Source organism: Variovorax sp. PBL-E5 (assembly GCF_901827185.1).
Taxonomy (GTDB): Bacteria; Pseudomonadota; Gammaproteobacteria; order Burkholderiales; family Burkholderiaceae_C; genus Variovorax.
On sequence record NZ_LR594672.1, the window covers coordinates 40585 to 52473 of the forward strand.

At 62.5% G+C, this 11889-nt stretch carries 13 protein-coding genes and 1 tRNA gene; 10 read left to right on the plus strand and 4 right to left on the minus strand.

Annotation, left to right across the window (positions count from 1 at the left end):
* The first annotated feature begins 95 nt into the window (after positions 1–95).
* From WDLP6_RS27645 to WDLP6_RS27670, 6 genes are all read left to right on the plus strand, one after another.
* Positions 96–1565 carry a hypothetical protein gene (locus tag WDLP6_RS27645; protein WP_068673517.1) on the plus strand — a complete coding sequence of 490 codons (1470 nt, stop codon included), beginning with the start codon at positions 96–98 and terminating at the stop codon, positions 1563–1565.
* A 41-nt stretch (positions 1566–1606) separates the two neighbouring features.
* Positions 1607–2068 carry a hypothetical protein gene (locus WDLP6_RS27650; RefSeq protein WP_068673515.1) on the plus strand — a complete coding sequence of 154 codons (462 nt, stop codon included), beginning with the start codon at positions 1607–1609 and terminating at the stop codon, positions 2066–2068.
* A 13-nt stretch (positions 2069–2081) separates the two neighbouring features.
* The gene (locus tag WDLP6_RS27655; RefSeq protein ID WP_068673513.1) at positions 2082–3749 is read left to right on the plus strand and encodes a hypothetical protein; all 1668 of its coding nucleotides are present in this window, start codon (positions 2082–2084) and stop codon (positions 3747–3749) included.
* An 8-nt stretch (positions 3750–3757) separates the two neighbouring features.
* Positions 3758–4768: a hypothetical protein gene (locus WDLP6_RS27660; RefSeq protein ID WP_068673511.1), complete on the plus strand. Its 1011-nt coding sequence runs from the start codon at positions 3758–3760 to the stop codon at positions 4766–4768.
* A gap of 10 nt (positions 4769–4778) precedes the next feature.
* Positions 4779–5261 carry a hypothetical protein gene (locus WDLP6_RS27665; RefSeq protein WP_068673509.1) on the plus strand — a complete coding sequence of 161 codons (483 nt, stop codon included), beginning with the start codon at positions 4779–4781 and terminating at the stop codon, positions 5259–5261.
* Positions 5262–5449: 188 nt separating this feature from the next.
* Entirely contained in the window at positions 5450–5893 is a 444-nt protein-coding gene (locus WDLP6_RS27670) for a hypothetical protein (protein ID WP_068673507.1), read from the plus strand.
* A gap of 376 nt (positions 5894–6269) precedes the next feature.
* Here WDLP6_RS27670 and WDLP6_RS27675 read toward each other — a convergent pair.
* The 4 genes from WDLP6_RS27675 to WDLP6_RS27690 all read right to left on the minus strand — a co-directional run bounded on the left by WDLP6_RS27675 (position 6270) and on the right by WDLP6_RS27690 (position 9559).
* Positions 6270–6347: transfer RNA gene (locus tag WDLP6_RS27675), tRNA-Met, on the minus strand.
* A gap of 23 nt (positions 6348–6370) precedes the next feature.
* Positions 6371–6784 carry a hypothetical protein gene (locus WDLP6_RS27680; protein WP_068673504.1) on the minus strand — a complete coding sequence of 138 codons (414 nt, stop codon included), beginning with the start codon at positions 6782–6784 and terminating at the stop codon, positions 6371–6373.
* Between the two features lie 75 nt (positions 6785–6859).
* Positions 6860–8035, minus strand: coding sequence for a type II secretion system F family protein (locus WDLP6_RS27685; protein WP_068673502.1), 1176 nt, complete (start codon positions 8033–8035; stop codon positions 6860–6862).
* The gene (locus WDLP6_RS27690) at positions 8036–9559 is read right to left on the minus strand and encodes a GspE/PulE family protein (protein WP_162570711.1); all 1524 of its coding nucleotides are present in this window, start codon (positions 9557–9559) and stop codon (positions 8036–8038) included. It lies immediately after the preceding gene.
* A gap of 123 nt (positions 9560–9682) precedes the next feature.
* On the opposite strand from WDLP6_RS27690, the gene WDLP6_RS27695 reads away from it, so the two are divergent.
* The 4 genes from WDLP6_RS27695 to WDLP6_RS27710 all read left to right on the plus strand — a co-directional run bounded on the left by WDLP6_RS27695 (position 9683) and on the right by WDLP6_RS27710 (position 11810).
* The gene (locus WDLP6_RS27695; RefSeq protein ID WP_162570712.1) at positions 9683–10045 is read left to right on the plus strand and encodes a hypothetical protein; all 363 of its coding nucleotides are present in this window, start codon (positions 9683–9685) and stop codon (positions 10043–10045) included.
* 51 nt (positions 10046–10096) lie between these two features.
* Positions 10097–10522, plus strand: a complete 426-nt coding sequence (locus WDLP6_RS27700; protein ID WP_162570713.1) for a protein-export chaperone SecB — start codon at positions 10097–10099, stop codon at positions 10520–10522.
* Complete coding sequence (locus WDLP6_RS27705) at positions 10519–11064, plus strand: hypothetical protein (protein WP_162570714.1); 546 nt, start codon at positions 10519–10521, stop codon at positions 11062–11064. Before WDLP6_RS27700 ends, WDLP6_RS27705 begins: the two co-directional genes overlap by 4 nt.
* A gap of 104 nt (positions 11065–11168) precedes the next feature.
* On the plus strand, positions 11169–11810 hold the full coding sequence (locus WDLP6_RS27710) for a hypothetical protein (protein WP_162570715.1): 642 nt from the start codon (positions 11169–11171) through the stop codon (positions 11808–11810).
* Positions 11811–11889: the final 79 nt, after the last annotated feature.

An 11889-nucleotide genomic window follows, 5' to 3' on the forward strand; every position in this document is an offset into this window, starting at 1 on the left:
CAAGCGGCTAGTGGTATCGCTCGGACGTGTAGGCACCGCTGCACATAAACGATTCAGCTATACGGTGATGCCGCCTTTAAGCCCCGACACCACCTATGCGCCCCAAGCTCCTTAAAAGTTTCATCGTCGTCCTGCTGTTCTGGTTCCTCTTCTCCACCGTCTGGTGGACCCTGGCCTCGCCAGAGACGAACTACAAGGCCTTGGTCGCCCTGCAGAAGCTCCTGCCCTTCATCAACCTGAAGGTCCCGGCGGAAATCTCCATCATGGGGGCCTGGCGGGTGCAAATCTCGGTGCTCGCATACTGGACCGCTCCCATCCTGTTGGGGTCTGCCATGTTCGGAGCTGTTGGCCTGGGCCTGGTATGGACGCAGGCGGCGCGCCAGAGCAAGGAACGGGCAGAGCGGGAAGCGGGTTCGGGCTCCTTCCGCGAGGTCACTATCACCCGCGGCGAGCTCCCGCTGCCCAAGACCTGGCCGCGCGATGAATTGGACTTGGGCGCCGACGACGACTCGGCGCTGTCGCGCATGACGGAAAAAGAGCGTGTGCTGCTCGGCGACGTCCTCGGGACGCTTTCGGCGCACCCTGACGCATACCCCGGAGAAGGCGTGAGGGTCAGCCTTCTCGAGCACGCCCTCAACCTTGCCTCCAAGGCATTGACCCATCGCCGGTACCCTGGCCTGTCGGCAGTGGTCGCAGCAGCCCACGAGCTCGGGAAAATTGAGGCGTACGTGAAGCGTGGCGATACCTGGACGGCCATCAAGGACCATGACCGCGAGGCCTCCCGCATCCTCGGTACGCTGACCTCGTGGTGGGCCCTGCCGGAAGCTGACCGCAATGCGGTGATGATGGCCGTCAAGTTCCACAGCCGCCCGCGCCAGATTCCTGATGTCAACGGCGACCCTGCCATCTACCGGCAAGCGCGCGAAATCCTGGATGCAGCCGATGGCGCCCAGGCTGAAGCCCTGACCGAGCAGAAGACCCAGACCCTGGAGAAGCTCGAGTTGCCGGACCTCATCCTGGAGGGCTTCCTCCAGGCGCTTCCGCAACTCTCGTTCCAGAGCCGCGGCTTGCCCAAGGGCGTGCAGGCCGTCGCCTGGAAAGTGAAGAACCGCGTCTACATGCTTGAAATCAAGCTGCGCGACACCGTGCTCGCGAAGCTGCCACAGGAAGTGCGCGGCGCACTTGCCCCCAATCCGAAGGAGCGCAGCCGCCTCCAGCCATTCACCCTGGCACTCTTGAAGGCCCTGGACGAAAAGGGTTGGCTCGTGCGCAAGCACGAGAGTACGAAGCTTGAGGTCAAGGAGGCGCTGTGGAACGTCAAGGCAGGCAAGCTGGAGTTCAAGGGCGTCATCATCATCGACGTGCCTGAGGAGTACATGACGCAGCTCCCGAAGGAGGACAGCATGTACGACGTTGCCATCTCCGGGACGCTCTTCACGCCATCGGCTTCTACAAACGCCGCGACCGTCGCAGGGACCGCCATCTCGAAGGGGGACCTGCTGGGCAGCGTGCTCAAGCCAGCTACGCCGAGAGAAAAGCCGCCTGCGCCGCCGGCCGAGGTTTAAACGCCTGTGCCTAGAACTATGAACCTCGCCCCTCTCTACCGATGAAAAAACTTCACCTTGCCGTCGCGGCGCTGCTGGCCACCGCCTCCGGCGTTGCGCTCGCACAGTCCGCACCAAATCCCTTCGCGCGCCCCGTGGAGCCCGCGCAGCCGGCCCCCGTGGTGGAGCAGTCGCAACCGGGAATGCCGCTGGCCACGCCGGGCGTCGTTCAGGCACCCGTACCGGCTGCGCCGGCAATGCCCATCGTGCTTTCCAAACCCACCATTGAAGAAGAAGTGGACGCAAGTCGAGTCGGCACGGTAAACGGCCTGCGCATCTACCGCGGCACCAACACGTACGTGTTCGAGAAGGCCGCTGACAAGGAACTCATCCGCAGAGTCTCCAACCCGGCCGCGCAGGTTGGCGCTCCCGCCGCGACCGTCGGGGCTCCGGTTCCGATGCCCGCGGCGCCCACTCCGCGCGACCTGCCGTCCAGCGTCGGCAAGCCTGCCCCGAAGAAATAAGGAACCCTTGAAAATGAACAAGACCCTGCGACTCGTCGCCGTGGCCGCAGCCGTCATGCTGGCGGGCTGCTCCACCATCACCCCCAAGGATTTTCCTGAGGACCTTCCGAATACCTCGCTGAAGGCGGAGCAGGCCATGTCCATCTCGGAGGGCTGGGACGCGGCACCGGTGGTGAAGGAGGGGAAGGCGTCCATCGTCATCATGACGCCGTTCTCCCTCCCGCCTGAAGTCAAGAACCGCAAGGTGCAGCTGAGCCTCGAGCCGGGTGCAACCGTCAAGGACGTGGTCGCCGTGCTGGGCGAGATGGGCGTTCCCATTCTGATTTCGGATGAACAGGCCGCCGGCAAGAGCTTCTACATGCCGCGCTTCAACGGCACCCTCGGCCAGCTGCTGAGCGCCATCGGTCGCGCAACGGATGTCTGGTTCACCTGGAACGAAGGCGCCGTCCTTGTCTCGAGCACCGAGCGCATCGCCGTGAGCGTCCCCCAGGACAACACCTTCGGTGAGGTGCTGGTCAAAGGCCTGGACGCCATTGGCATCAAGGAGCGTGCGGTTACGTGGCAAGCCGGCATGGCCTCGCTGGACGTCACCCCTTCGCAGTACCGCAAGGTTCGCCACTACCTCGGCCGCATGACGGACAACTCGGCCTTCGTGACGCTGCAGGTGGCGGTGGTGAACGTGACCCTGAACCAGAACGCCAAGCAGGGCGTGGACTGGGAGAAGCTCCAGCTGGCGGCACTGACTGGCGGCAACGTCCAGGATATCCAGGCCTGGCAGAAAGCGCTCAACCTGAACCAGCCCACGACCGGCACCGGCATCAACGGACAAACCGGCACAACCGGGACCAACGGCACGACCGGAGCGACCGGCACGACGGGCACGACGGGCACGACCGGCAACGCCGTCGCCGATGCAGCCAACGCTGTGGGCAGCATCGCAGGCGCAGTGTCCCAGGCAGGCTTCGCTGGCGGCGCTCTGCAAGGCCTCATCTTCACGCAGCGCTTCAACTTCTCCGGGATGTTCAACTTCCTGCAAACGTACGGCAACGCCGAGACCAAGCAGAACGTCCTGCTGAAGACGGTGGCCGGCAACAAGGTCGAGTTCAAGTCGCTCACCCAGATTCCCTACGTGAAGGAAATCGGCGTGACGCAATCGACCGGCGCGAACAACAACACCGCGCTGGGCTCGACGCAGACGGAGAAGGCTGACGACGGCATCACCGTCGAAATGACGCCGACCTATGACTCGGCTGCCAACACGGTGACGGTGGACATGAAGCTTGCCATCAAGGCCGTGATTGCCTTCAACGAGCTGTCCGCGGGCAACCAGCTCGGCAAGCTGACCCAGCCGACGACGGCGGAACGCAGCTTCAACGATATCCTGCGCATGCGCCCCGGCCAGACCGTGGTCGTCGGCGGCCTGGCCTACGACTCTATTTCGAACAGCTTCGGCTCACCCCTGTTCCTGCAGGGCACCAAGGCTGAATCGCAGACCCTGAAGCTGGACCGCCAGAGCATGTTCATCGTCGTGCGCTCGAGCGTGGTTCGCATCGGCCAGCTCGTCGAGGAGTCGGAGCCTGGCATGGAGGACTACCTCGAGCTCGCGCCCGGCAAGGCCAACCCGACCGCCGCCGAGAAGCGCAAGGCCGGCGGCCGCCTGAACGCGGGCAAGGCGGAGTAAGGACGCAGATGAACAACCTCCAAGAATCCCCCGCCCCGAAGCAACCTTCGGAGCCTTCGTTCGATGAGGAGTGGCGCGAGAGCGACTTCCTCCCCACGGGAGAGCAGCCGGTGAGCCAGGCCCTGGAGCCCATCGCAGAGGAGGCGACCGCCCAGGCCGCAGACGCGCTGCCGGTCATGAAGCCGAGGAAGCGCTTCTTCGGCAGCCGCATGAAGTCCGCCGTGAGCGAAGACCCGACCGCCGCGTCCCCGGGCGAGCCAACGACCGTGCTGCGCTCGGCTCCCATTCGAATCCTCATCGGCTACCTGCCGGAGGTCCGCGAGCGTGACGCCCGCGAGTACGCGCTCGGCGTGGCGGAAAAGCACTTCGACCAGCCGGCCATGGCTTTCTACGACGCCTTCAAGCTCGGGGACGGCTACGCCTACGAAGTGCACGAAGGCGGCGACGGCGTCGCCTACCTGCCGCAAATCATCAAGTACTTCGACAGCCTCGGCCCCTATCGCGCGGACGAGCCGGCGAAGGTGACCATCCGCACGGGCACGCGCCTCGTCGAAGTGGAGCGCCAGGCCACGGGACTGTCGGCCATTCTTCTGCCGGAATCGTCCACGAAGGAACCGACCGCCTGGCTGGCGCCGCGCGAGCGCATGTCGCCTGCCCTGAACCAGCGAACTCGTTTTCTGGTGCTGGGCGCCGTGTTCTTCGTGACCGGCTTCTTTGCCCTGGTGGGCTCCATGGTGACGCGATACCAGCCGTACGACGCACCGGTAGCCTCCGCCGTGAGCCGCGTGAACTATGACGACCTGCCAATCTCGCGCTGGCCGCGCCTGCAGTCCTTGCAGCCGAACTCGTACGTTGCAAAGGTGGAGTACGCCGACAAGCGATGGAAGGCGCTTGATATTCGGGACGCCCGGATGACGCAGGCTGCGCCCGTCGGTGCGCCGCCCCCGCCGCAGGTGGCGCCGCCAGCTCCAGACCTTACGCCGCCTCCCGCTCCCCCTACGACTCCCGCCGGGCAATAAGGACCGATACATGTCTCCAGAACAAAAACGCAAGTTCAACACCGCGGCTGGCTCGACGTTCATCGCCATCGGCGTGTTCGCATGGGCGCTGACCTCCTATTTTGCGGTGACCCCGAGCCAGGCACGCCCCGCGCCGACCTATAGCGGAGCAGTCGTCGACCTACAGTCGTGCGCGGGCACTCTACGCAGCCTGGGCTACAGGGATGTCGCCATGAAAGGCGATGACATCATCATCTTCGAAGAACTCTCCGACGCCCCGAAGGAGCAGTTGGAGCGCGCCACGCTGGCAGCCACCGTGTGCAAGCTCGAGATGAAGTCGTTCTGCATGGGAGAGGCCTGTGCGCGCCCTGGGATGAGCTTGACCGTGGCCCGTCCGCAGGCCATGAGAGAAGCGGCAAAGGCGAAGCCTGACGCGGCTGCAGCGGCCGCGAACCCGGGACCCGCGGCCTCCGGGTCGAAGTTGATGCCTCCAAAGGCGTTGCCCAAATCTTAAGACAACGGCCCGCACTAGCGGGCCTTTTCAATCCGATTGGGGCTGTACGCAAATAGGCCTCAACCATATAAAAACTGATATTCGTTTCTTAGTCGACTTTCTATACGGAGTATCAGCAGGCTGCGAGTGACGCATGTGCGTCAACCGACCGGCTGGTGAATTTTCCACTCCATCAAGGATTCGACACCATGTTCTCCCTCATCATCACCATCATCTCCATCGCTCTGGTCGCTGCTCTGGCTCTCGCCACCATCTACTACGGCGGTACCGCCTTTAACAAGGGTGCCGCTGAAGCCAAGGCCTCGCAGTTCATCAACGAAGGCCAGCAGCTGAATGGCGCTTCGCAACTGGCCAAGACCGACGTCGAAGCCGGCACGCTCGTGGCTGCCCCGGCCACCATCGACGACCTAGCACCGGCATACCTGGCGCAAGTCCCCGGCACCTGGGCGTCGGCCGACATGACTCTCGCAACCTCGGTCGTGCCCAGCAAGAAGGTGTGCGACGCCATCAACGTGAAGGCAGGCCTGCCGGAAGCCGGCCCGGCCGACGCAGCCGAAGAAGCAGCCAAGGCCTTCTTCTGCAAGGGCGACGGCGCTGCAACTCCGGTGTACACCATCACCTACAAGCTGTAATCGCATGCGGGGCATGCCCCGCACACGTACAGCGCACAGAAGCGGCCCCTTGGGCCGCTTTCTCGTTTGCGTCCTCCTGACACACCACCTGACGTCCCGGGAACCCTGCAGACTCTCGTCGGTCACTAGCAGGCCAGCTAGGCCGCATTCTCCTATGCATGTCCATAGTGCTGGTCGCGCGGGTCGTTTACCGGCCCGGTAGCGCGCCGGTCGCCGCAGTTCGCGGCCAAGCCCAGCGTTGAGGAAGAACAATACAACTCAGAAGGCCTCTGGCTTATGCCCCCCCGACGTTGCCATGCAAAGGGGTGTTTCAAGCCTTGCGACAGCGGCACGAGCGCAAAGAGAAAGCGGCACGCGATGCGTGCCGCTTTGCAGTTGGTAGCGGAAGTAGGATTCGAACCTACGGTCTCCTGGTAATGAGCCAGGCGAGATGGCCAGCCTTCTCCATTCCGCGGTAAGCTTTGATGGGACTGCGCTTCAGTCGATAGCACAGCAGACAGACTTGGCCTCATAGGCCGTATCGCTGCACTGCGGGACGCCTTCAATCCCGAGCTTTTTGTTGACGGCTGCGCAAGCTTCGCTGGACACCTCGGCACGGAAGGCGTAGTCGGTCGAGAACCTCCACGACTCCTGCGGCCATGCCTTCAGGTACTTGCCGTCTTGAAGCAGTGTGTCCTTGATTTGCTGCTCATCGCCGGTGGGCATCTGGCCATCGTTGTGAAGCTTGTAGAGTTCGAGTGCGCCGACCAATTGGCTGCCCTCTTGAAGGTACCGCGCACTTTGGGCGGCTGCCGAGCTACCTTTGCCCGCATCCTTCAGATAGAGGAGGGTGGCAACGGCAAGCACTGCCACTAGAGCAATGGCTAGGATTGTGACGATGAGCGAGAACATATTGAAGACTCCAAACCTGGTTCGGTTGCTTGTGTTGCTTGAGGGTTGATGCTGCTTGCACGTATAGGAACGCGTTTAGCCGAATACTCCGCCGGAGGCCATAAGCATTGGAAGGATTGCTTGGCCGAACAGAATGCCTCCGGCAATACACATGAAGAGGGCAGCGATGAGGTTCAGCATTGGCACGAACGACGCTAGCCGCTGTGCGTATAGCTCACGATACTGATTTGCTAGCGTGCCCAGTGTTCCGGCCACTTGTTCTCGGTCCGATGCGCTCATTAGGGATGCCTTGTCGGTCGGATGAAATGTGGTCATCACCTGGGGCCAACTGCGCCCCGTTTTTACCGCGGTAGTCGCGTTCATCAGGTCGGTGCGCAAAGCGCCCTTAGGAGCACCTACAGCAGAGAGGCGCAGCGCTTCTTCGGTGCGTACCCCGGACTTCACGAGCAAGCTCAGCCCGTACAGAACTATGAAGTTGTTCTTGGCAAGGATAAGGTCCTTGTAGTACGGAATCTTAAGGATGAAGCGGTCTGCGTGGACGGGACTGATTTGCCGGCCCACGGCTGCAAGCAGAAAGAAGAACAATCCTATGACCATCAGCACGGCCATGATGCAGCCGACCACAAAGGCCGTGGTGTTGATGAAGTCGATGTTCACGGAATCACCCGCGGCCTTGATTAGGTCGGACCCCATGATTTTTGGCCCGACGTAGAGCGTACTCACGACCGTGATGACGCCCGCGAAGACGAATGAGAAGATGCCGGTCGCCAGGCCCTTGGCCGCACCCTTCTTGACCTTCACGAGCTCGCGCTCAAACTCGGCAGCGTCGCGCAGCGCGCGCCAGGTCTCGCCTGAGCGAGCGCCAGCCTTGATGAGCGCCACAGTAGCTTCTGGGAAATCTGGTGCGCCGACAGCTTCCATGGCGTCCGAGAGGTCCTTGCCGGCTTCCACCTGGGCAAGCAGGCGGGCAGAGACCTCCTGAATGCGGCCCTTGAACGTATCGCGAAGCAGGGCCAGCGCTGCGGAGGTACCCACGCGCGAACTCAGCATGGCTGCCAGGCGGCTAAAGAAGATTTGGCGGTCAGCGACCGTGAGGCCGCGGCCGAGGTCCATGCCGACCTTCTTCTTGACCGTGACAATGCGACCCATCTTGCCCAGATGGTGCCGCGCCTCCTCGGCCGTACGGGCCTGGAGCTCAACCCGCTTGACTGAGTTGTTCTTGAGCTTTACGCGCCCTTCGAAGACTGGCATTTATGCTTCTCCCTTGTCCAGCTTCTCGAAGAGCATCAGCGCTTCTTCACCGAAAACGCGGATTACTTCCTTGCGGGTCGTGATGCCTTGCTGGCACTTCAGGATGGCATCTTCGAGCATCGTCGGCCATGAGCGCTCGCCGGCGAGCAGCTTCTTCACGTCTTCTTCAGTCGAGAAGTAGGCACTCTCAGAAATCACGGTCCGGCCGCCATACCCACTGTGGTAGCAGGCAGGGCACCCGTCGCCCTTGCAGTGCACGCAGGTAGTCCGAATGAGGCGCTGCACAAGGATGGAGCGCAGCAGGTACAGCAGTTCGTGCTGAGGCACCTCCAGGTCCCGTAGACGCGCGACCACGCCGAAGATGGAGCCCGTGTGCAGGGTGCCCAGCACCAGGTGGCCCGTTTCGCCGGCCTTGATGGCATTCCGGGCGGTTTCCGCGTCCCGGATTTCACCTACCACGATGACGTCCGGGTCAGACCGCATGAAGGCGCGGATACCGCGCGAGAAGTCCAGGCCGAGGGTTTCGTTCTTGTTGACCTGGCCAACGTACGGGATACGGTACTCGACAGGGTCTTCCATGGTGAAGATGGAGCTGCCAAAACGGTCCATCTCGCGGATGGAGGCGTTCAGTGTCGAGGTCTTGCCCGAGCCCGTGGGGCCGGCGATGAGGCACAGGCCGTCCGGGCGGGACACGCCCTTGCGCCATTCCGAAATGCGGGTGACACCCAGGCCGTCCAGCGAAGGCTGCACGCGGTCAGGGTCCAGCAACCGGATGACGATGTACTCGCTGTTGCCGGTCGGGATTGCCGAGACCCGGAGGTCGACCAGCTTCCCGTTGTATTCCATCTGAAAGCCCCCATCCTGCGGGACGCGCCGCTCGGCCAAGTCCATGCGGGAAAGGTCCTTGATTCGCGCAGAGAGGGTGTTGTACTCGTCGAGCGTGCCCTCGTGGGTGTGCGCCCGGCGACCGAGGTACCGGCTGAAGATGGTGTAGGAGTCATACCGCGGCACGATGTGCAAGTCGGAGACGCCGTCAGCGAAGGCGCGCCGCAGAATCTTGTCAACAAGAGAGTCGTCGTCCTGCTCCATGGCGCGCACCTGCTCGAGGTAGGAGTCGACCTTCTCGAAGTCCGCCGCAACGAAGACGAGCTCAGCTTCGGGGTAGTAGGGCTTTATTTCTGCCGCCGCCTGGCGCTCGGACTCGAGAGTAGCCAGGTAGACCTTGCCCGCCGCTTCAGCGACCACCATTGTGCGCGTGCCCATCAGCACGTCGGCCGGGATTCGCGCGGTAAAGAGCGACTCCCCGTGAATCATGTCGGGATTGGTGGCAAGAATCGTCTCGAGGAGCGTGGCTCGCGAAATGAAGCCACCCCGGCACAGGATGAGCCCCAGGCGCTCCTGCGTGATTGCTTGCTCTGCTTTGGCGGCATGCAGAACCTGCTGGGTGATGTACCCCTTCTGAATCAGGTATTCACCGAAGCCGGTTCGTTTCGCGGGTGCTGGGGCAGGGGGCGTGTCGTTCATTGATGATGCGCTCGTATCCATGTGGAGCGTATAAGTCCAGCGTTTAAATCTTTAAACGGGACCGCGTTTAAAACCCAAAGGCTAAAAAGAACACACACCACACTGAATTTGAGGCGCAGCCCCATGGAAAACGTAGAGCTCGACAACCTTGGCATCCTTCGCCAGACCAAGGTTCCGCATGAGCTGGACTGGATGACTGACGACGAGAAGCGCTTCATGCTCGTCCTGTTGGACGCAGGGGAGTTCGGCCTGCTGAAGCGACAGGTGCTGAAGGAGCTGAAAACTCAGCCGGACCTCGCGATGCGCCTGTCTGCCCACGGCCTGGCCGACTGGGGTACCGACCGTCATGGCAAGGAGAGCTTCTTCGCCCTGTCGAACAAGGGGGAGGAGGTCGCCGGGATGCTCCTACGCATTGCTCGCAACGCCAGCCACGCGTCCATTCGTGAGCTCAAAGCGCAGGATGCCGCCGAAGTGCACGCCGGCTAAACCCGTAGGCTAAAGGTTCGAACGACCTCAATCGAACCAGAAGGACTCACCGTGCAAGACAAGACCTGCAACATCGTTGCTCAGTACGTACAGGCGCTGTATGCGACCGCGCACGTTCGCCCCTATGAGAACAAGAGCCAGGTGAGCAACGCCGTCAGTGTCGAGCTCACCTCGGAGGCGCTGGAGCACCCGGGTCACCATCGCGTGGAGTTGTCGGTGACGGTCGAGGCCACCAATGAAGAAGGCGTTCTTTGCTTCGAGGCCGGCGCCGCCCTGGAAGCCATCGTTGCGCACGCAAACCTCACCGACGAAGAGCTCGCTGCCATGCTCGAGCGGCAGATTCCAGGCCTGCTCATCGGAAACATCCGCGCCGCCATCTCCACTGCCACCATGCAGACAGGTTACGGCCCCATCACCCTGCCGCCCCTGTCGGGCGACCAACTGCTGGCGCTTGCCCGCAAGAAAACCGGCGAATGAACGCAATACTCTGGATTTTCGTCGCGCTGGCCTTCGGCTTGATGGCCTTCGTCAGCATTCAGGATAAAGTTCCGGAGGAGCTGGCGTTCCTCAAGAGCGGGGGCGACATCGTAGAGGGTCCGCTCCCGGAGCAGCTCAAGGAAGAGCAGCTCGATGGCTGGACAATTCGCCAGCAAGGCCCCGTGTTGGAGGCTACACGCCGAGCAACGGGCGACATGGTCGTCAACGGAACCTCGTACGACGTTCCCTCGTTCGGCTTGCTCTGCAACGCCGGCGCACCCGATGCCCGCATCGACTCGCGTATGGCTACGACTGGTGTCAAGACGACTCCGGTGGAAGTCGACGGCAAGGCCGCCGAATGGCAGAAGGGGAGCGGCCTGAACATCTTCCCGCCGAATCCGGTCGAGTTCACGCGCTACCTTGCCAGCAAGCCGAGCGTTTCATTGACGCTTTCCTTCCGGGACCTTGGGAAGCAGACCGTGGTGTTCGACACCCACCAGCTGAAGCAACTGCTCCGCGGGTTCCCGGCGTCCTGCCGCTGACTGCGGACCAAGCACGCGCGTCGAAGCGGTTGTTGGAGCGCCTGCTGTGTAACCGCTTTTCTGCCTGCCGCTGACGGCGCACAATCCCACCCGAGGGGGTCTGTATGGGCATTGACGACGTCCGACATTTCTTAGAAGACTGGAGCGGGCCTGCGCAGGGAGTGGAGGCAGTTGTCGCCGTAGTTGTAGTCGCCATCGCGGCCCGCAGGTGGTTTGTGCCCTGGTGGAAGCGCCGAGCCGAGCATGCTGAAGAACTCAAGCGGTCAAGCCGAGAGCAGCTCAAGGCCCGGGCAGCCGAGCTGTTGGCGTTCGACGCAGAGTCATCAGAGGAGTTGCGTCTTGGCAAGCTTGAAGAGGCTATGGAGCTGCTCCGGCGACTCAACGATACGGTAGGTCTGGCAAACGCTTGGGTTGCGGCGGCGGAAGTGCTGTGCGTGCCGGGTTCACCGGTCAGAGACGACGAGCGGTCTATTGAATACGCGCTGAAGGCCGGCGACTACTTCGAGAGTGCGGGTGAAGCCTATCGAGCGGCGCGTGCGTACCGGGTAGCCGCCCGAGGCGTTGAGTGGCGAGACGACAGCACCGCGTCTTTGGTGGAGGCAGCCACGTTGCGCAGCAAGGTGGCGAGACTTTATGAGTCGCTCGACTACGGCGACGCGGCTGAAGAGGAATGGAAAAGGGTGCGGGACCTCTACAGCGTGGCCAGAGAAAAAGATAGAGCAAAAGCCAATCTCATCGGCGAATAGTCCAGCCAGCGCTAGGCAAGCGAAGGGGTCCTCCGCGGTTGGATGCTGTGTTGCTTTCCGCCTTTGTGCAACACGGGGT

What these genes read in the sequence shown, in the direction of transcription:
- WDLP6_RS27645 (WP_068673517.1), top strand. Translation starts at nt 96, where the DNA reads ATGCGCCCCAAGCTCCTTAAAAGTTTCATCGTCGTCCTGCTGTTCTGG.
- WDLP6_RS27650 (WP_068673515.1), top strand. Translation starts at nt 1,607, where the DNA reads ATGAAAAAACTTCACCTTGCCGTCGCGGCGCTGCTGGCCACCGCCTCC.
- WDLP6_RS27655 (WP_068673513.1), top strand. Translation starts at nt 2,082, where the DNA reads ATGAACAAGACCCTGCGACTCGTCGCCGTGGCCGCAGCCGTCATGCTG.
- WDLP6_RS27660 (WP_068673511.1), top strand. Translation starts at nt 3,758, where the DNA reads ATGAACAACCTCCAAGAATCCCCCGCCCCGAAGCAACCTTCGGAGCCT.
- WDLP6_RS27665 (WP_068673509.1), top strand. Translation starts at nt 4,779, where the DNA reads ATGTCTCCAGAACAAAAACGCAAGTTCAACACCGCGGCTGGCTCGACG.
- WDLP6_RS27670 (WP_068673507.1), top strand. Translation starts at nt 5,450, where the DNA reads ATGTTCTCCCTCATCATCACCATCATCTCCATCGCTCTGGTCGCTGCT.
- WDLP6_RS27680 (WP_068673504.1), bottom strand. Translation starts at nt 6,784, where the DNA reads ATGTTCTCGCTCATCGTCACAATCCTAGCCATTGCTCTAGTGGCAGTG.
- WDLP6_RS27685 (WP_068673502.1), bottom strand. Translation starts at nt 8,035, where the DNA reads ATGCCAGTCTTCGAAGGGCGCGTAAAGCTCAAGAACAACTCAGTCAAG.
- WDLP6_RS27690 (WP_162570711.1), bottom strand. Translation starts at nt 9,559, where the DNA reads ATGAACGACACGCCCCCTGCCCCAGCACCCGCGAAACGAACCGGCTTC.
- WDLP6_RS27695 (WP_162570712.1), top strand. Translation starts at nt 9,683, where the DNA reads ATGGAAAACGTAGAGCTCGACAACCTTGGCATCCTTCGCCAGACCAAG.
- WDLP6_RS27705 (WP_162570714.1), top strand. Translation starts at nt 10,519, where the DNA reads ATGAACGCAATACTCTGGATTTTCGTCGCGCTGGCCTTCGGCTTGATG.
- WDLP6_RS27710 (WP_162570715.1), top strand. Translation starts at nt 11,169, where the DNA reads ATGGGCATTGACGACGTCCGACATTTCTTAGAAGACTGGAGCGGGCCT.